This window comes from Marinobacter sp. Hex_13 (assembly GCF_001566815.1).
GTDB lineage: Bacteria > Pseudomonadota > Gammaproteobacteria > Pseudomonadales > Oleiphilaceae > Marinobacter > Marinobacter salarius.
Genome location: NZ_LSMM01000045.1, coordinates 18,554 through 37,300, shown reverse-complemented (window position 1 = coordinate 37,300; position 18,747 = coordinate 18,554). Strand labels below are relative to the sequence as shown.

Here is an 18,747-nt window from a genome sequence, read left to right as displayed (position 1 = left end):
TGTTTATCTCTGGGAGATAAGCTCCTTTAGGCTGACACCGGCGCCTTTGCGGTCCCAGGTGCTGGTTTGAATGCCGCGCTGTGATAGCTGCTTTTTCTTCACCTTGTTGGTGGGTGTTCTCGGTAGTTCGTCGATGATTTCTATATAGCGTGGCACCATGAAATGGGGCAGTGCGCGTGCCAGGAAACTCAACAGCGCCAGTGGTTCAACTACTGCTTTCTCCATGGTTACGATATAAACCAGAATATCGTCGTCGTTCTCATAGCTCGACGGAACACCCACCGCCACGCATTCCTTCACACCAGCAAAGTCAGCCACTGCAGCTTCGATATCAAACGAGGAGATATTCTCGGCCCGGCGGCGGATACGGTCGCCTTTGCGATCGATGTAGAACATGTTGCCATTGTTATCCCTGACGGCGATATCTCCGGTATGAAACCAAAGGTTTCGCCATGCGTTCACGGTTTCTTCCGGCATACCCATGTAGCACAACATGGTAGTCCAGGGGTGCCTGGGCCTGACCACAATTTCACCTGCGGTGCCGTCCGGTACCGGACGGTCTGTTTCCGGATCGACGACTTCCACGTCATACCATTCCGTTAGTACTTTGCCGCAGGAGCCAGCAACCGCCGGGGATTGCCGTGACGTCCAACATGGGCAGCCAACTTCACTCATACCCCACATTTCGATACCCTTGACGCCAAACCGCTCCAGAAAGGCATCACCATGACGTTTGGGCAATGGGCAGCACATCAGACGGGTAAGAACGTTATCTGAATCTTCGGACCGTGGCGGCTCTGCCTGGATCATTTCTATCATCGGTCCATGGGCAATACTGATGGTTGCTCCACTTTCCCGGATGCGATCCAGCCAGCGTTTAGCGTCAAACTTTCGGTCAAGAACCAGTGTTCCGCCGGCGGCAAAGATGGCAAGTACTCCCATGAACTTACCGGCAATGTGAAACAGAGGGTGGGCGCTGTAGAACACGTCAGACGCGGTCATGTCTGTTTCCCCTGCGGTGGTGTTAGCCAACAGGCAGACATGGCCATGGGGCATCACCACGCCCTTGGCGGGACCAGTGGTGCCAGATGTGAACACCACAGACGCTGCATCGGAGGGCTGAATCTCTGGCCAAGGCTGCTTCAATAGTGTTGGCTTGGCGATGAGCTCTTGGTGGTGCCTCACGCGGATATTCCCTTTTGCCTCAAATGCTTTGACCAGTTTGCTAGGACCAGTTTCCGTGTTGTCGATAACGACAATCTGCCGGAGGCAGGAAAAGTCCCAAGTCAGTTCGGTAAGACACGGCATTAATTCAGCATCGCTGACAATCAAGCTGGGTTTGGCCAGGTTGAGGACATGGGCCAAAGAGTTACCGCGATAGCCGGTATTCGCCGACACATCGACCGCGCCAACTAGCGCTGCAGCCATCCATGCGTGCAATGCGGCAATACTGTTGGCAGCAAATATCAGGATACGGTCACCGGGCTCAATACCTACCTGAAGGAAATGCGCTGCTAGCGCCTCCGCATGGGCCATAAACTGGCCATAAGTCTCTCGATTACCCGAGACCTCGCGGGCAAAAACTGCATCGGGTGAGGCCTTCAAGCGCCGTGCAGCCACTTTGGGTAATGTCCACTCAGAGAGCGAATCGGGAATCGCGAATGCAGGTAATTGTTCATTTAGAACCATAAAGCGTCTCCGGCTATCAAGGCGTGCCTTGAGAAATAAAATAACGATCAGTACTTGTCAAACTGGCTTGTGTATATTAATTAAATACTATACGGTCAGTAAGTAATATGGAATGATGGAGGAAACCAATGAAACCACTTTCTGGGATCACCGTGCTAGAGCTTGGCATGGTTATGCAGGTGCCACTTGCCGGGCAGATGCTTGGGGATTACGGTGCCGACGTGATTAAGATTGAACGGCCGCCCCGAGGCGATATTATGCGGGATCTCGACGAGGTCGGCACCGCCCGCGAAGATATGAGCTGCTATTACGCTGCGGTTGGTTGTAATAAGCGGACCCTGTGCCTCGACCTCAAGCAGGATGAAGGCCGAGAAGTCCTTGGCAAGCTGATTGATAAAGCCGACGTGCTGATTCACAACTTTCGGCCCGGTGCCATGGAGCGACTCGGCTTTGGTTACGAGGAAGTTTCTAAGCGCAATCCCCGGCTGGTGTATGCGGTTGGTTACGCCTTTGGCGCAAAGGGCCCGTTATCAGGTATGCCGGGCCAGGATATGCTGGCGCAGTCTCTCAGCGGCTTTGCCATGAATGGGGTTGAGTCCGGTGGCCGTCCCCGTCTTACTGCCACCCCTACGGTCGACTATGCCACTGCGGCGTCGTTATCTCAGGGGGTGCTGGCGGCACTTTTGGGACGGGAACGCACCGGTAAAGGTGACCTGGTAACTACTTCTCTGTTTGATGTCGCCATTGCCATGCAACTGCTGGAAACCTCCAGCCGAGCACTTTACGACTACCGCACCGACTGGGTTCAGTACGCCATGATCTTCAAGACCTCGGACGGCTGGATCACTGTTCTCACTCTGTTTCGGGACAACCCGCTGCAACTTATGTGCAAGGCGTTTAACGAAGACGACATGAGCGCAGACCCGCTGCTGGCCACCGCCACTCTGCAACGCAAGCATGCCAGCAAAGTACAAGAAAAATTCGGGCCTGTGATGGAACGTTATACCACCGATGAGTGTGTAAAGCGGTTATCTAAAACTGACATTCTGTGTGCCCCGGTGATGGATCTGGACGACACATTGAAACACCCGCAAACCCTGCAAAACGATATTTTGCGGGAGGTAGAAATCCCCGGCCATGGAACAGTTCAACTGGTTGGCAATCCAGTAAAACTGGCTGGCCAGGGTGAAGACAAGCCACGGCCACCATCCGCTCTGGGCGAATTTTCACGTGAGATTCTGAGCGACTTCGATTACTCCGAAAGCGAGATCAGGGACTTCCAGGAACGTGGCGTCATTGCCTGATTGACAACCACACAATACAGAGAGGCATCACTTAATGAACAGCAAATCGACATATATCAATGACGAAGACCGGTTATTTGACCACACCGTTGTAAGTCTGACAGAGCGGGCGCGTCACACCCTGAAGCAACCGTTAAAAGGCTTTCCCCACTATGCCGACACAAGGACCGGGGAGTGGACTACCACGGAAGATGGCTTCTGGACCGGGGGATTCTGGCCCGGTGTACTCTGGCTGGGCGGCTTTTTTTCCGGCGATTTAACACTCTGGCAAGCAGCCGAGGAATGGGTGGAGCGCCTGGAGCCGAGGGTTAACTCTGACTCGGTGTTTCGGGGCTTCCTGTTCTATTTCGGGTGTTCTGTCGGGGCGGATCTTGCGGGCAGCAAGAAAGCCGAGACACTAGCGTTAGACGCTGCCCGCAGCCTTTGTGCAACCTTTCGCTCCAATATTGGTCTTATGCCGTTGGGCACAACGGCGGAGGAAGCCCACACGGTAGGCGAGAACGAAACCAACATCGACAGCTTATCAGCGAGCTTGGTGCTAGCTTGGGCAGCGGAGAAAACTGGCGACGACAAATTTAAGGATGTGGCCATCCGCCATGCCCTTACCAACGCCCACTTTTGTGTACGCGAGGATGGTTCGGTGTGCCAATCTGCCAGCTTTGACAGCCAGACCGGGAAAGTGATCAAAACATACACCCACAAGGGCTTCAGCGCGAATTCTACTTGGGCCCGTGCGCAGGCTTGGGCCATGATGAGTTACGCTTATCTATCGGTACTTTACCCGGAGAATCGTGAAATCCGTGACTACGCCGAAAAAGTGTGTAGATGGTGGACCCAGAATGTGCCCGATGACGGGGTGGCTTACTGGGATTTCGATGCGCCCCAGGAAGCCGACACTCCGAAGGACACGTCCGCCACTTCTATCGCCTGTTATGCCTTGCTGACACTGGCTACCGTCCTTGACGACCGCCAAGCCGCGCGGGTATATCAACGCAAGGCTCGAAACACCGTCAAAACCCTCTGTCGTGACTATGTCGCGGTCGTGCCGCGGGGCCAGGCAGAAGAGACCACTGGTGCCATCTCGCCCGCAGTGCTGACAAGGGGCTGCTTCGACCCAATGCGCGGTGTAGCCACCGAGCATGAGCTGATTTGGGGCGACTACTTCCTGCTGCACTGCCTGGGTATACTGACGGGTCTGTTGCCCACCAACAAACCTGGCTGATACCGAGGGTCCAAGGCCTGAATGCTCAGCCTTGGGACATTGTGTTATCTGCTGAACATCTGGGAACTAAGTCTTGAACAGTACAATATCGGAGTCTACCTTCGAATTTAGCCGGTTAGCGGTCATGTTGAGTATATTCGGTGTTGACCCTACCCCAGAATTTCGGTCCATTAAAAACTGGAAAATCCGGCATGATTGAGCCTTGAGCAGGAGATCATGCCATGAAGCGATCCCGTTACACTGAAGAGCAGATTGCCTTTGCCCTGATGCAAGCCGAATTGGGTACGCCGGTTCCGGAAGTCTGTCGAAAGATGGGCGTCTCGGATGCCACCTTCTACAACTGGCGTAAGAAGTACGGTGGCCTCGGCCCGTCAGAGCTGAAGCGGCTCAAGCAGCTGGAGGAGGAAAATCAGCTACTGAAGAAGCTGGTGGCCGACTTGAGCCTGGACAAGGCCATGCTTCAGGACGTGGTGGCAAAAAAGCTCTGAGACCGCCTCGTAAACGCCAACTGGTGGCTGACTTACAAGCACGGTACGGAGTCAGCGAGCGCCAGGCGTGTGCGGTCTTGCAGTTTTCCCGGGCGTCTTGTCGATACCAATCGGTGGCGAGGGATTCATCGGCATTGTCGATGAAGATCCGCGAGATCACTCTCACGCGGCTTCATTACGGTTACCGGCGCGTGCATGTCCAATTGCAGCGAGAGGGCTGGCGAGACAATCACAAACGGGTTTACCGGTTGTATCGTGACCAGGGATTGTCGCTTCGCCTCAAGCGTCCCAGGCGCAACAAGGCAGCCAAGAACCGTCAGCCACTTCAACAAGCCAACCATCCCAATCACATCTGGGGCATGGATTTGTCTCGGATGCGCTTTTTGATGGACGAAGGCTACGCCTGCTGACGATCATCGACCTATTCACCCGGGAGTGCCTTGGCATTGTTGTTGGACAGAGCCTGAAGGGCCACGATGTTCAAGAAGCCCTGACGGCGATTGCGCGCTTCCGGGGCAACCCGGACCCGGACGTCCTTAAAACCGACAACGCAACGGTAGAATCGTTCAATGGACGGCTCCGGCAGGAATGTCTGAATGAAAATTGGTTCTTGTCACTGGCCGATGCCCGGGAGAAAGTCGAAGCGTGGAGGACGTTCTATAACCAAGTCAGACCCCATTCCGCATTGGAGTGGTCCACGCCTTCGGACTACGCCAGGAAACATGCGGTTTCTCGGCGAAAACAGCACCAACTGGAGCCGGATTTTTCCAACTCTGGGTGGACCTAATACAGGGTCAGGGTCAAGTAACGGACATTACTAGGGCGCGGTTGGATTAAAGACTGGGGGCAGGTCACAACTCTGGAGAGCCAAAGAAAATATCAAACTTTTGAGCTTGGTGAAGCTGAAAATGCGCGAAAATGAGGCCGGTTTTTATCAAACATTATTGTCCACCGACAGGAGAACCCACCGCCGAGGTATGGTTTTCAGGCCCCCGTGGCTATGATTCTCCGCTGAGCCCACGGATATTCCTTGACCGGCAAATGAATCACCGCTGACAGGGCGCCCACCCCAACGCCAACCCACCACACCAGAGTGTAGTTGTTGTAGATATCGTATAGGGCCCCACCCAGCCACACCCCCAGGAAACCGCCCAGTTGGTGTGAGAAGAACACCAGCCCATACAGCGTGCCCATGTATTTCAGGCCGTAAATATGCGCCACCAGGCCGGAGGTCAGTGGTACCGTGGCCAGCCAGAGTGAGCCCATGGAAACGGAAAACAGCACTACCGTCTCTGGTGTTATCGGCGTCATGATAAACGCCGCCGACACGAGAGTCCTTAGTAGATAGATGACAGCCAACAGGTATTTTCGGGAGTATCTGTTGCCCAGCCAGCCGGCGAACAAGGTTCCGCCAATGTTAAAAAAACCGATGAGTGCGATGGAAATGGCGCCCAGCCCGGATGCCGATGTCACCCCGAGGGTATAGAGCAGGCTGTCCGGTGCAATGGGGCCGCACATTTCAGTGATAAAAGCGGGGAAATGGGCCGTGATGAAGGCCAACTGGTAACCGCAGGAGAAAAAGCCGATAAAAATAAGCACGAAAGAAGGATCTTTAACCGCCCGTTTGATCACCACCCCCATCGGCTCTTCACTGCCGGTCGGCTGCTGCGGTTTTGGTGCCCGCATCAGCAGCAACGCCAACATGGACAGCAGGATAAAACCTGCGAAGACAATAAAAACCGACTGCCAGGGCATCTGGCTCAGCAAGGCATTGGCCACCGGCGGCCCGACGATCTGACCGGCAGAACCCGCCGCCGTCGCTATCCCCAACGCCATGGATCGGTGCTTGTCAGGCGCTGCCCGCCCGACCACAGCCAGAATCACCCCAAAGCCAGTACCGGCAATGCCGAAACCAACCAGCATTTCCAGCAACTGGTGTTGGCCAGGGGTGATGGCAAACGCCGACAACACCAGTCCGGTCACATAAAACGCACCACCACCAAGAATTGCTTTGCGGTCCCCAAAGCGTTCAGCGAGAGCTCCGAAAATTGGCTGCCCTATGCCCCAGAACAAATTCTGGATTGCAATAGCCAGGGAAAATGATTCCCTCGGCCAGGCGAATTCCAGGGCAATCGGCAACTGGAACAGCCCGAAGGATGCGCGAACCGCGAAACTGACGAGAATGATGATGCAGCCCGCGATCAGAACCGGATTGATCATCCGGGCATAGGTACCGGTAAAGGCTTTATCCACAATTTGAGCTCACTGTACCGACTGGCTTGAACCGGGTGGCAGGTGGGGAAATAGTTAACGATACCGTGGCAACATGCAACAGATAATCCGGCTGCCCCTGCCCCTGCCCCTGCCATTGCAGGAGCGAAATGACGCTTGCCGCCGTCCTGGTCTCCCAGATGCTGCATTACTGTGGTGATCGCGCCAGCCGGATTTTTTCGCTGACTACCTGAACTGGCCATTGCCACCCGTTGGCCTGGCTAACAGAGCCAGCTCCTTCACTAGTCAGACCATGATCAGTGTCGCGAAAACGAGATATTTGCTATTGTGCGAAGCTGATTGGTTTAGATAATAAACCAGACATGTCAGCGGGAGAGACCGAGTCGCACAATCGTGCGCCCGGCGCCGAAGGAGCAACTGCCCCGGAAACTCTCAGGCAAAAGGACCGCTGACATGAAGACTTTCCGAAGAGTTGCCAACGACTGCGTCCGTTGGCACACCGAAGGAGCAAGCGGCCGGTTCCGTTGGAGCGGTGCGTGAATCTCTCAGGTCCAGTGACGGAAGGGGTGCTTTCTACCATGCTGTGGAGAAAGGAAACCCTGGACGCCCCTGGAGAGTATTATGAAGCGAGTTGCAGTTATTGGCGGTGGTATCACGGGTATCACCACCGCATACACCCTGGCCAAGCGCGGCCTGGATGTCACCGTTTACGAGAAACACCGTTATGCGGCGATGGAAACCTCTTTCGCCAATGGTGGCCAACTGTCCGCCTCCAACGCTGAGGTCTGGAACAACTGGCAGACCATCATCAAGGGCCTTAAGTGGATGTCCCGGAGGGATGCGCCGCTGCTGGTTAACCCCAAGCCTTCCTGGCACAAACTGAGCTGGTTCGCCGAGTTCATCGCCGCGATTCCCCAGTACGAACAGAACACCACGGAAACCGCACGCCTTGCGATTGCCGCCCGGGATCACCTGTTTGCCTGGGCGCAGAACGAAGGGATCGACTTTGATCTGAAGAAACAGGGCATCCTCCATATCTACCGTGACAAGGCCGGGTTCGACCATGCGGCGAATGTTTCCAGGTTGCTGGCTGCCGGCGGCCTGGAACGTCGGGCGGTCACTCCCGAGGAAATGCGGGCTATTGAACCCACGCTGGCGGGGACCTATTACGGCGGTTTCTACACCGAAAGCGATTCAACCGGTGATATCCATAAGTTCACCAATGGCTTGGCGGAGGCCATTCTTCGCCTCGGCGTCAAAACCTGTTATGAGCACTCGGTGACGGAACTGAGTGCGGATCAGTCCCACGCCTGGGTCACCTCGTTTGATGGTGAAGAGCAAACTCGTGACACCTTTGATGGTGTGGTGATCTGTGCGGGCGTGGGTAGCCGGGAACTGGCCGCCAAGCTGGGGGACCGAGTCAACATTTACCCGGTGAAGGGGTATTCCATCACCGTTGAGCTGGACGACCAAGCCTCCCAGGAAGCGGCACCGACGGTCAGTTTGCTGGACGATGCCACCAAGATAGTCACCAGCCGGCTGGGAGATGATCGGTTCCGGGTTGCGGGTACGGCGGAATTCAGCGGCTATAACCGTGATATCCGGGATGACCGAATCCGGCCGCTCACCCGATGGGTCGAGCAGTGTTTCCCTGGGGTTTGCACCCGCCGCGTCGTACCCTGGGCAGGGCTGCGCCCCATGCTGCCCAATATGATGCCGCGAGTCGGTCCGGGCCGGTTGCCCACCGTGTTCTATAACACGGGTCACGGTCATCTGGGCTGGACCCTGTCTGCAATCACTGCCGAGATGGTGGCGGATGCTGTTGCGTCCGCGGTGTCAGGCACAACAGCGAGTACAGCCGGCTAGTGTTGGGAGATCGTGCCGAACTAACGTCGTTCGGCAGGCAGGAGTTCCTGGCTTTTGGCCGCGAGTACGGAATCAGCTACCGCTTCCCCGGCGTCGACGGCCATGACGCCCCCGATGACGATTCAACCATCGCCCGGGGGTGGATTGATGAAACCCCGCTACCGTCGGGGTTTCGCTTCACTCATTCCGACCTGACGATCTCCCACAGCTACGAATCGGTGTCGCTGGGCCATGCGCCCCTGTTGATGGTGATCGTGCTCGAAGGACGCATCCGCCTGTCGGTTGGTGCGGTCGAGCGGGAGCTTGGGAGTGGCATGGCTGCCAGCCTGCAATTACGACCGGAATATGCACTGGCAGCCTATCAGCCTGCTGGTCAACGTTTGAAAACCATTGTGTTGGCTTTTGATCCCGGTGGCCCGTTGCCGGCGCAGACCGAACAGGGGTCTCTGCGAGCCCTGCTCAGGGGGGTGCAGGACCCAGTGGTGCTGTGGGACGTTCCACCGGGTCTCATGACGGCTCTTGAGCAACCCCTTGGCGTCGGGCTGCCTGAGCTTCAGAAAACACTGGTGCTGGAAGGTCTGGCTCTGCAGTTGGTGGGTTATGGTCTTCCGGAGCCGGTGCCAGCGATTGAACGGAAAAGTCGCGCGTCCACCCAGGAACACCAGCGCCTGGAGGCCATTCGTCAGCTGATGGAATTCGCCCCGACGGACAATTACTCCCTGACGGATCTCGCCAGCCGTGCCGCAATGAGTCCCAGCAGTTTGCGTAGTAAATTCCGTGCGACCTACGGATTGTCGGTGTTCGGTTATCTGCGGAAGTGCCGGTTGAACCTGGCCTGGCATTACCTGGAGCAGGGATACTCCGTTCAGCAGGCTGCCCACCGGTCCGGCTATCGACATGCCACTAACTTTGCGACCGCGTTCCGGCGCCAGTTCGGTGTTTCTCCCAAAACCGTCGTTTGAATCACGGTATTTATCATTCCGCATATAAATTCTGTCACTTGGCATATCTAATGCTGGATCTAAAAGCGAATAATTCGCATTAAATTATCGTTAGACCCAAGTGAGGTTTTCATGTTCCGACATTCCCGTTTGTCATTTGCGGTTGCCATGGCCCTTGTCGGTGTCACCGGCGCGCCATTAGCCGTTGCCCAGGAACAGGGCGAACCGAAAATGCTGGATGCGCTAAACGTAACAGCGACCCGCAGCGCCACGAAAACCGATACCCCGGTGATTGAAACCCCGCAATCAGTATCTGTTGTCAGCCGCGAAGACTGGGAAGAAAAAGGCGCCCGTACGGTGCAGCGCGCCGCCAGCTATACCCCGGGTGTGGGTACGAACCAGGTGGGGTCTTCCAACCGCTACGATTATCTGATTCTCCGCGGTTTTTCCGATGGCAGTATCAATAACACCTATCTGGATGGCCTGCGGGTGATGAACGACGGTGGCTCCTACAGCTCCTTTGCCATTGATCCCTGGTTTCTTGAGCGTATTGAGATTGTTAAAGGCCCGACCTCCGTTCTCTACGGCCAGGGCTCCCCTGGTGGGATTGTTGCCCTCACCAGCAAGCGTCCGGAGTTCCGGGATGGGGGTGAAATCCGTGTCTCGCTCGGCAACAACGCCCAGCGCAGCTTTGCCTTTGATGTCACCGGTTCGGTGGATGATGAGCAACGGGTTGCCTATCGTGTGACCGGCATTGCTTCCGCTGCTGACGCGCAACAGGACCACGTGGAACTGGACCGTCGCGCCATTGCCCCGTCGCTGACCTGGGACATGACCGACGAGACCAGCGTGACTCTGCTGGCCTACCTTCAACGTGATCCGGAAGGTGGCTACCACAGCGGTTTGCCGTACGAGGGCACGGTGGAGTCCCGCGACGGCCAGAAAATCGACAACACCTTTTTTGAGGGCGAACCGGACTACGACCTTTTCCGGCGCGACATGACCATGGTGGGATACGATCTGGAGCATCGAATCAATCGTAACTGGTCCGCCTTGCAGAAAGCCCGTTACCTGGATTCGGACGTTGAGTTGAAACAGGTTTATGCCTACGGCTGGGCCTCGGCCACTGAGCTTAACCGCTACTACTCCGGTGGCGATGAGGATCTGCAGGCACTCACCGTTGATAACCAGATTCAGGGGGAATTGACGACTGGCGCGGTGGATCACACCGTATTGGTGGGGGTGGACTATCAGCAGCGTGAGAACGACGTGGTCTGGCCGTCGGGCGCCTTTCCGGCCATCGATGCCTTCAATCCTGAGTACGGGGCCGATCCCTCTGCCCTATACCCCCCGCAACGCAATCTCCGTAAGCAGAAACAGACCGGGGTCTATCTGCAGGACCAGCTGGCCACCGGTGGCTGGCGGTTGACGTTGGGTGGCCGTTACGACTGGGTGGAGATCGAGAACACCAATCGTGACACCGGTGTAGTGACAGAGCTGGACGAAACCCAGTTCAGTGGCCGTGCCGGGCTGCTCTACCTGTTCGACAACGGCATTGCACCCTACGTGTCCCACTCCACGTCGTTTTCGCCCAGCGCCTATACCGACGAGAACGGCGACCTGCTGGCCCCGAGTGAAGGCAAGCAGATAGAAACCGGGCTTAGGTACCAGCCGGTGGGAACCACGGACCTGTATACGCTCTCTCTGTTCCGCATCAACCAGGAGAATCTGGCCACCAAGCAGCCACAGGAGTCCTTCTACCGCAGTATTGGTGAGATTGAGTCCCAGGGTGTGGAGCTGGAAGCCAAGGCGCAGCTGACGGAGAACCTGAATGTCCAGGCCGGATATGCGTTCACGGACGTCACCTTTGAGAAGTCCGAGGCCTATCGCGAGGGCAATGCCGCCAGCCAGGTGCCGGAACACCAGCTGACCCTGTGGGCCGGTTACCGGTTCACGCAGGGAGTCCTTAATGGGGCAAACGCGGGATTGGGTGTCCGTCACAACGCAGACATCTACGCCGATGATGCCAACACCAAAAAGGTGCCGGACTACACCCTGGTGGATCTGGCACTGGGCTACGATTTCAGCAAGCTCGGCCTGGAAGGCGTTTCTACCCGGCTGAACGTGAACAATCTGCTGGACAAGGAATACGTGGCGTCCTGCTACAACAGTCTGGACTTCTGTTACTTCGGGGCAGAACGTAACGTTACGGCGTCGGTTTCTTACCGGTTTTGACACGTAAGCGGGAAGTGATAGCGGTCATAATAAACCCTGAGTGCTGAAAACAGAGTCGATTCCGGCTCTGTTTTTAAGTAATATTACGAAACTCTTTTGAGTGGTCGTCCGGCCACTCTTCCTTGTTTCATGTAAGACCAAATAGGCACTCACCCTGTACCTTTGGGGGATTACCGGTTACACAAATATCAAGGAAGATGCGGGCCTTCTGCCACACAATTCCAACAAACCGTTTACTCAGAAGATTCCCGCAATGCCCACAACCGTTCTCTCCGGCTTTACCCACAACTTCCTGGGTAATGCACCCGCCTGGTACAAACAGGTCATCCTGCTTTTCCTGATTGCCAACCCGCTGATTGTCTGGACCCTTGGCCCGGCCGTGGCCGGTTGGGCGTTGGTGGGAGAGTTTATTTTTACCCTGGCCATGGCGTTGAAGTGTTATCCACTGTTGCCGGGTGGGTTGCTGGCGATTGAAGCCCTGTTGGTGGGTATGACGTCAGCGGACGCGGTGTACCACGAGGTGTTGGTGAACTTCCCGGTCATCCTGCTGCTGATGTTCATGGTGGCTGGCATCTACTTCATGAAAGAGCTGCTGCTGGTGACGTTTACCCAGATCCTGGTGGGTGTGCGGTCAAAGTCCGCATTGTCACTGCTGTTCTGTGCTGCTGCGGCCGTTCTATCCGCGTTCCTGGACGCGCTTACCGTCACTGCAGTCATCATCAGTGTCGCTGTCGGTTTTTACTCGGTGTACCACAAGGTAGCCTCCGGCAAGGGTTATCATCACTCTGATCACAACGCCAACAGCGACGAACACGTGATTGAGTTGCACCGGGAAGACCTGGACAAGTTCCGGGCCTTTCTGCGTAGCCTGCTGATGCACGGCGCCATTGGAACGGCCTTGGGGGGAGTGTCCACCATGGTGGGCGAGCCCCAGAACCTGCTGATCGCCAAGGTAGTAGGGTGGGACTTTGTCAGTTTCTTCCTGCGCATGGCGCCGGTGAGTCTGCCGGTGCTGGTGGCCGGCCTGACCACCTGCTGGCTGTTGGAAAAGCTGCGCTGGTTTGGGTATGGCGCCCGGCTGCCCAAGCCTGTCCGCCAGGTACTGGAAGAGTTTGCTGACAACGAGCGCACCAAGCGCACGAAAGCCGACCAGGCTGCTCTGTGGGTGCAGGCAATGGCGGCCCTGGTGCTGGTTGTTGGGCTGGCATTTCACTTGGCAGAGGTGGGATTGATCGGTCTTCTGGTGATTATCCTGATCACCTCGTTCACTGGCGTTACCGATGAGCACCAGATCGGCAAGGCCTTCCAGGAGTCGCTGCCATTTACCTCGTTGTTGGTGGTGTTTTTCGCCATCGTCGCGGTGATTCACGAGCAACACCTGTTCAAGCCGATCATCGATTTTGTGCTCAGCCTGCCGCAGGACCAGCAGCCGGGCATGTTCTTTATTGCCAATGGGCTGTTGTCGATGATCAGCGACAATGTGTTTGTAGCCACCGTTTATATCAGTGAAATCAAACAGGCGCTGGACGCCGGCAGTATCGACTACGAGCATTTTCAGGAGCTGGCCATCGCCATCAATACCGGCACCAACCTGCCCAGTGTGGCTACCCCCAACGGCCAGGCCGCGTTTCTGTTCCTGCTGACGTCTGCAATCGCTCCGCTGGTGCGATTGTCCTACGGGCGGATGGTTGTGATGGCGTTTCCCTATACCATCGTGATGGGTGCGGTGGGCCTGTTTTGCGTCATCAATCTGGTTTGACCAAGCTGACATCGCCATACCAGGCGGTGGCAGATGCTCCGGTGTTGTCGGAATCCGACATGATGGCGACGCCCACCAGCTTCGGTGGCTCGCGGTCAAAGGCCTTGCGGTAGTCCGCAACGATATCCCGTTCTACCGTGACCCATTCGCCAGTGTTGGTGACGCCGGAGTTCACGGCGACCATCATCGTGGTATCGGTGAACGGGTTGGCAATGATTTCGCCAACCGGCAGCCGGTTGGCCCAGATGTAGTTCAGCGCATTGCCCGGCAGTTCCTCCCCGAACACCACTTCCACGGTCTTGCGTTTGGCGCGCTCGAAAAAGCCGGCTTCGTCCGGCTCGAACTCAAAGGCCACGTAGATTCGCGCAGGGTAGTCATCGCCCTCCTTTTTACGGGCGTTTCCCTGCTCATAGACGTTCGACACTTTCCACCGCCAGCGCAGGATCAATGAATCCCCGGGTTCGACGGACACCCTGGCTATCAGCCCGGAGGCGCTGTTGTCCGTGGTGGCCTTGACCACCTGCTCGCCGTCGTCGTCGGTCAACTGATAGCGACTGTGGCGGTCTATCTTCGGAAACTCCATCGGTTCCCAGCCATCTTCCAGGGACGTTATGGTCGAAAACGCGGTGATCAGTGAGTTTTCCGTGCTGTCAGCCTGGGCCGAAGCGGCCATCAACGAAAGTGCGAGGGCGGCCGTCAGGTATCTCGGTAGCGGTGTCATGGGATGCTCCTATGGGTTCGTTTACTGACCGGTAACCGTCGAAAAAGTGCCTTGTTGCGATTTATCTTAGTCTATATAGTGTTTATATCCTTGGCTTAGTACCAGATATAGTGATCAAAGGCTGATCAATCACAGATCGCCCTCATCACGATGATCGTGGTACCGGGAATCCGGTGAGACTCCGGAACTGACGCGCAGCGGTATTGGGGAACGAGCGTGGCATAAAGACACTGGCGAATGCCGGGAAGTCGCCACGCAAGGCCGAGCCAACAGGTTCACGCCCCTGAGTCCGAAGACCTGCCAGGGAATACAACTGCACCTTCGCGTATCAAGGTGAGCAGATCGGTTTTGCGTTGTCTCTGTTCAGAGCAATGCTCGCCCCTGCGTACGCGAAGGTCTTGGCATAAACGCGTACTCAGGAGAACCGACATGTCCACTGCCATCCTGGCCGAGCCCGGCCAATCTGCCTCAACCAGCACCGCCTCCCTACAGGTTATTAAACGTAATGGCGCCCTGGTTGGATTCGATGTCAGCAAAATCAGTGTTGCCGTGACCAAAGCGTTTCTTGCCGTCGAAGGCGATGAAGCGGCAGGCTCGGCCCGTATCCACGATTCCGTGGAACAGGTTACCCATCAGGTCATGCAGGCCATCAGCCGACGCTTGAAAGCCGGCGGCAAGGTGCACATTGAAGATATCCAGGACCAGGTGGAACTGGCGCTGATGCGGGCGGAGGAGCAGAAAGTGGCCCGCGCCTATGTGCTCTACCGGGAGGCTCATGCCCAGGAGCGGGCCAGCCTGGCGCCGGTGGAGGCCCATCCCACGCTCACGGTGAAAAAAGCCAACGGTGAGGTCGCGCCGCTGGATCTGGGGCTGATGAAAGTCCAGGTGGAGCGTGCCAGCCAGGAATTGGAGGGCATCGATGGCGAGTCCCTGGTGGAAGGGGCGCTGCGGAACCTGTACGACGGTATCGCTGAGGAAGAGGTGCTGTCTGCGTTGATCATGACCGCCCGCGGCCGCATCGAGCAGGAACCGGACTACAGTGCCGTAACCGCTCGTCTGCTGCTGGAACAACTCAGGCTGGAAACCGCGGCCGCCTTGAGCCTGCCCCTAAGTTTGCCGCTGGCGGAAATATACCCGCAGGCCCTGAGCACCTTCATTGAGCAGGGTATCCACTACGAACTGCTCGACGAAGCCATGGCGGCGTTTGACCTGGAGCGGCTGGGTGCTGCCCTCAAGCCGGAGCGGGACCACCAGTTTGGTTTCCTCGGCCTGCAGACCCTTTACGACCGCTATTTCCTCAACTGGAAAGGTGACCGGCTGGAATTGCCCCAGGTCTTCTTCATGCGCGTGTCCATGGGCCTGGCGTTGCAGGAAGATGACCCCAATGCCCGGGCCATCGAGTTCTACGATCTGTTGTCGTCCTTCGACTACATGGCCTCCACGCCAACCCTGTTCAACAGTGGTACCCGACATTCCCAGCTTTCATCCTGCTACCTCACCACCGTTCAGGATGATCTGGAGGGTATCTATGGTGCCATCCGTGACAACGCCATGCTGTCCAAGTGGGCCGGCGGCCTGGGTAACGACTGGACGCCAGTCAGGGCTTTGGGCTCCCACATCAAGGGTACCAACGGCAGCAGCCAGGGTGTGGTGCCATTCCTGAAAGTGGTGAACGACACGGCGGTGGCGGTGAATCAGGGCGGCAAGCGCAAGGGCGCCGTGTGCGCTTACCTGGAAAGCTGGCACCTGGATATTGAGGAGTTCCTGGAGCTACGCAAGAACACCGGCGATGAGCGTCGTCGTACCCACGACATGAACACCGCCAGCTGGGTACCGGACCTGCTGATCGAGCGCATGCGCAGTGATCAGGACTGGACCCTGTTCTCGCCAAACGACACTCCGGACTTGCATGACCTCTATGGCAACGCATTCCGGGCGCGGTACCAGGAATACGAAGCTATGGCGGCCAGGGGCGAGATCACTCTGTTCAATACGGTGTCCGCCAAACAGCTCTGGCGCAAGATGCTGACCGTGCTGTTCGAGACCGGTCATCCGTGGATCACCTTCAAGGACCCCTGCAACCTGCGCTCACCGCAGCAGCATCGGGGCGTGGTGCACAGCTCCAACCTGTGTACCGAAATCACCCTGAACACCAGTGCGGATGAGATCGCCGTGTGCAACCTGGGGTCCATCAACCTGGCGGCCCATGTCCACAACGGTGAGCTGGATGTCCAGCGCCTCGAACGCACGGTCAATACCGCGGTCCGCATGCTCGATAACGTGGTCGACATCAATTACTACGCAGTGCCCCAGGCGAAGAGTTCCAATTTCAAGCATCGGCCCGTTGGTCTTGGCCTGATGGGCTTTCAGGATGCGTTGTATCGGCTCAATCTGCCCTACACCAGCGCGGAAGCGGTGGAGTTTGCCGATGTGGCGATGGAGCAGATCAGTTATTTCGCGATCCGGGCCTCGGCTGCGCTGGCCGGTGAACGCGGTGCCTACGAGACCTACGAAGGCTCATTGTGGCATCAGGGTATTCTGCCCATTGACTCCATCAACCTGTTGAAAGAGGCCCGTCAGGACGGCGACCTGAGCCTGAATACCAGCAGCCGCCTGGACTGGACGGCGGTGCGGGAACTCATCGCCCGCAATGGCATGCGTAACAGCAATGTGATGGCCATTGCGCCAACGGCGACCATCTCCAACATCGTCGGTGTCTCTCAATCCATCGAACCGGCGTACCAGAACCTGTTCGTGAAATCGAATCTCTCCGGCGAGTTCACGGTGGTTAATCCATCTCTGGTTCGTGATCTGAAAGCTGAGGGTCTGTGGGACAACGTGATGGTGAACGATCTCAAGTACTTCGATGGTAGCGTGCAGCAGATTGATCGTATACCGGCAGCACTGAAGGCCCGCTACGCCACCGCCTTTGAGATCGATGCCCGCTGGCTGGTGGAGGCGGCGGCCAGGCGCCAGAAATGGCTGGACCAGGCCCAGAGCCTGAACCTTTACATGGCGGAACCCAGCGGCAAAAAGCTGGATGAGTTGTATCAGCTGGCCTGGGAACGTGGACTGAAAACCACCTATTACCTGCGCTCGCTGGGGGCCACGGGTGCCGAGAAAACCGCGCCGGTAGCAGCACCGCAACCACAGGTATGCAGCATTGATGAGCCGGACTGCGAAGCCTGCCAGTAAACCCGACCGCCACCAAGATTCTAGAGGTTAAAAGATGCTCAACTGGGACGACGAACCAAACACCCAAACCCGCCCGGCTACCCAGGAGGGTCCGGCCCCGGTCAATGTCGATGACAAGCGCGTTATCAACGGCGAAACCGACATCAATCAGCTGGCACCCTTCAAGTACCCCTGGGCCTGGGAATACTTCATGAATGCCAACAAGAACCACTGGACGCCGCTGGACGTGAACATGGCTCAGGACGTTCACGACTACCATCACCGCCTGTCTGCGCCGGAAAAGCACGTGTATGAGAACGTGCTGGCCTACCTCACCACCTCCGACATCCTGGCGATGCGCAACATCGGCCTGGCGGTGATGGAGAAGATGAGTGCCCCGGAATTGCAGATTTACCAAGCGCGGCAGGTGTACGAGGAAGCCATGCACACCTGGGCCTACCAGCACTGCATTGAAACCCTCAACCTGGACCAGAGCGAGATCTACAATCGCTATCGGGTGGTCCCCGCGATCAACGGCAAGATCCAGATGGCCAACCGCCGGCTGGATGCCGCCATGCGCTCTGACATGAACCTGCGCAACAAGGACGACCTGCAGGAATTCATTATGTCCTACCTGTTCTTCGCAGCGGTCTTTGAGGGTGCCTGGTTCTACAACGGTTTCAGCCCCATCTTCGCCCTGCAGCGTCGGGGCCTGATGCGGGGCACCGGTGAGCAACTGCAGTACATCCTGCGGGACGAAGCCATGCACTTCTCGTTCGGGCTGAAAGTGGTGAACCAGATCCTGGAAGAGGAAAACATCACGCTGGACCCCAAAGCCGTGCGCGATATGTGGGACGAGTCCGAAGCCGCTGAAACCGCCTACGCCAACTACATCCTGCGGGACCCGATCCTGGGCTATTCCGCCGAGTACCACAGCGAGCAGTTCCGTTTTGTGGCCAATCGCCGGGCCAGAACCGTTGGCCTGGACGAACCGTTCCCGGGCGCGAAGAACGTCTCACCCTGGCTGGATGAGCAGGCCACCCTGCGTAAAGAGAAAAACTTCTTTGAAACCCGGGTCATCGAGTATCAGACCGGCGCGCAGTTGGAGTGGTAGCA

Annotated in this window: 11 protein-coding genes, 1 pseudogene and 2 riboswitches; of the genes and pseudogenes, 9 read left to right on the top strand and 3 right to left on the bottom strand. The window is 57.0% G+C overall.

The window, feature by feature from the left end; all coding sequences use genetic code 11:
- Nucleotides 1–3: 3 nt before the first annotated feature.
- Nucleotides 4–1,689: an AMP-binding protein gene (locus AXW11_RS11875; protein WP_052479392.1), complete on the bottom strand. Its 1,686-nt coding sequence runs from the start codon at nucleotides 1,687–1,689 to the stop codon at nucleotides 4–6.
- Nucleotides 1,690–1,817: 128 nt separating this feature from the next.
- Here AXW11_RS11875 and AXW11_RS11870 point away from each other — a divergent pair, with 128 nt between their 5' ends.
- The 3 genes and pseudogenes from AXW11_RS11870 to AXW11_RS11860 all read left to right on the top strand — a co-directional run bounded on the left by AXW11_RS11870 (nucleotide 1,818) and on the right by AXW11_RS11860 (nucleotide 5,490).
- Nucleotides 1,818–2,993 carry a CaiB/BaiF CoA transferase family protein gene (locus AXW11_RS11870; protein WP_091644424.1) on the top strand — a complete coding sequence of 392 codons (1,176 nt, stop codon included), beginning with the start codon at nucleotides 1,818–1,820 and terminating at the stop codon, nucleotides 2,991–2,993.
- Nucleotides 2,994–3,027: 34 nt separating this feature from the next.
- Nucleotides 3,028–4,215 (top strand): glycoside hydrolase family 88 protein, encoded by a 1,188-nt coding sequence (locus AXW11_RS11865; protein WP_091644427.1) that lies wholly within the window; start codon nucleotides 3,028–3,030, stop codon nucleotides 4,213–4,215.
- Nucleotides 4,216–4,436: 221 nt separating this feature from the next.
- Nucleotides 4,437–5,490, top strand: a pseudogene (locus tag AXW11_RS11860) (IS3 family transposase).
- 197 nt (nucleotides 5,491–5,687) lie between these two features.
- Here the strand turns inward: AXW11_RS11860 and AXW11_RS11855 are convergent.
- Nucleotides 5,688–6,956 carry an MFS transporter gene (locus tag AXW11_RS11855; RefSeq protein WP_226909991.1) on the bottom strand — a complete coding sequence of 423 codons (1,269 nt, stop codon included), beginning with the start codon at nucleotides 6,954–6,956 and terminating at the stop codon, nucleotides 5,688–5,690.
- Nucleotides 6,957–7,294: 338 nt separating this feature from the next.
- Nucleotides 7,295–7,393: riboswitch (glycine riboswitch) on the top strand.
- Nucleotides 7,394–7,556: 163 nt separating this feature from the next.
- Between AXW11_RS11855 and AXW11_RS11850 the strand changes: the two genes are divergently transcribed.
- The 4 genes from AXW11_RS11850 to nhaB all read left to right on the top strand — a co-directional run bounded on the left by AXW11_RS11850 (nucleotide 7,557) and on the right by nhaB (nucleotide 13,736).
- Nucleotides 7,557–8,801 carry a D-amino acid dehydrogenase gene (locus tag AXW11_RS11850; RefSeq protein WP_075196424.1) on the top strand — a complete coding sequence of 415 codons (1,245 nt, stop codon included), beginning with the start codon at nucleotides 7,557–7,559 and terminating at the stop codon, nucleotides 8,799–8,801.
- Nucleotides 8,801–9,763, top strand: coding sequence for an AraC family transcriptional regulator (locus tag AXW11_RS11845; RefSeq protein ID WP_041332870.1), 963 nt, complete (start codon nucleotides 8,801–8,803; stop codon nucleotides 9,761–9,763). The genes AXW11_RS11850 and AXW11_RS11845 overlap by 1 nt, the downstream gene beginning before the upstream one ends.
- Nucleotides 9,764–9,874: 111 nt before the next feature.
- Nucleotides 9,875–11,977 carry a TonB-dependent siderophore receptor gene (locus AXW11_RS11840; RefSeq protein ID WP_041332871.1) on the top strand — a complete coding sequence of 701 codons (2,103 nt, stop codon included), beginning with the start codon at nucleotides 9,875–9,877 and terminating at the stop codon, nucleotides 11,975–11,977.
- A gap of 253 nt (nucleotides 11,978–12,230) precedes the next feature.
- Nucleotides 12,231–13,736 (top strand): sodium/proton antiporter NhaB, encoded by a 1,506-nt coding sequence (gene nhaB, locus AXW11_RS11835; protein ID WP_036211681.1) that lies wholly within the window; start codon nucleotides 12,231–12,233, stop codon nucleotides 13,734–13,736.
- Here the strand turns inward: nhaB and AXW11_RS11830 are convergent.
- Nucleotides 13,723–14,457: a DUF3047 domain-containing protein gene (locus AXW11_RS11830; RefSeq protein WP_041332872.1), complete on the bottom strand. Its 735-nt coding sequence runs from the start codon at nucleotides 14,455–14,457 to the stop codon at nucleotides 13,723–13,725. The genes nhaB and AXW11_RS11830 overlap by 14 nt on opposite strands.
- Nucleotides 14,458–14,582: 125 nt before the next feature.
- Nucleotides 14,583–14,776, top strand: a riboswitch (cobalamin riboswitch).
- A 110-nt stretch (nucleotides 14,777–14,886) separates the two neighbouring features.
- Here AXW11_RS11830 and AXW11_RS11825 point away from each other — a divergent pair.
- Nucleotides 14,887–17,652 (top strand): ribonucleoside-diphosphate reductase subunit alpha, encoded by a 2,766-nt coding sequence (locus AXW11_RS11825; protein WP_091644429.1) that lies wholly within the window; start codon nucleotides 14,887–14,889, stop codon nucleotides 17,650–17,652.
- A gap of 34 nt (nucleotides 17,653–17,686) precedes the next feature.
- Complete coding sequence (locus AXW11_RS11820) at nucleotides 17,687–18,745, top strand: ribonucleotide-diphosphate reductase subunit beta (RefSeq protein WP_075196426.1); 1,059 nt, start codon at nucleotides 17,687–17,689, stop codon at nucleotides 18,743–18,745.
- Nucleotides 18,746–18,747 lie beyond the last annotated feature (2 nt).

Excerpts from the sequence above, each read along its gene's own strand:
- AXW11_RS11830 (WP_041332872.1), bottom strand. The coding sequence starts at position 14,457 with ATGACACCGCTACCGAGATACCTGACGGCCGCCCTCGCACTTTCGTTG.
- AXW11_RS11820 (WP_075196426.1), top strand. The coding sequence starts at position 17,687 with ATGCTCAACTGGGACGACGAACCAAACACCCAAACCCGCCCGGCTACC.
- nhaB (WP_036211681.1), top strand. The coding sequence starts at position 12,231 with ATGCCCACAACCGTTCTCTCCGGCTTTACCCACAACTTCCTGGGTAAT.
- AXW11_RS11840 (WP_041332871.1), top strand. The coding sequence starts at position 9,875 with ATGTTCCGACATTCCCGTTTGTCATTTGCGGTTGCCATGGCCCTTGTC.
- AXW11_RS11825 (WP_091644429.1), top strand. The coding sequence starts at position 14,887 with ATGTCCACTGCCATCCTGGCCGAGCCCGGCCAATCTGCCTCAACCAGC.
- AXW11_RS11875 (WP_052479392.1), bottom strand. The coding sequence starts at position 1,689 with ATGGTTCTAAATGAACAATTACCTGCATTCGCGATTCCCGATTCGCTC.
- AXW11_RS11865 (WP_091644427.1), top strand. The coding sequence starts at position 3,028 with ATGAACAGCAAATCGACATATATCAATGACGAAGACCGGTTATTTGAC.
- AXW11_RS11850 (WP_075196424.1), top strand. The coding sequence starts at position 7,557 with ATGAAGCGAGTTGCAGTTATTGGCGGTGGTATCACGGGTATCACCACC.
- AXW11_RS11870 (WP_091644424.1), top strand. The coding sequence starts at position 1,818 with ATGAAACCACTTTCTGGGATCACCGTGCTAGAGCTTGGCATGGTTATG.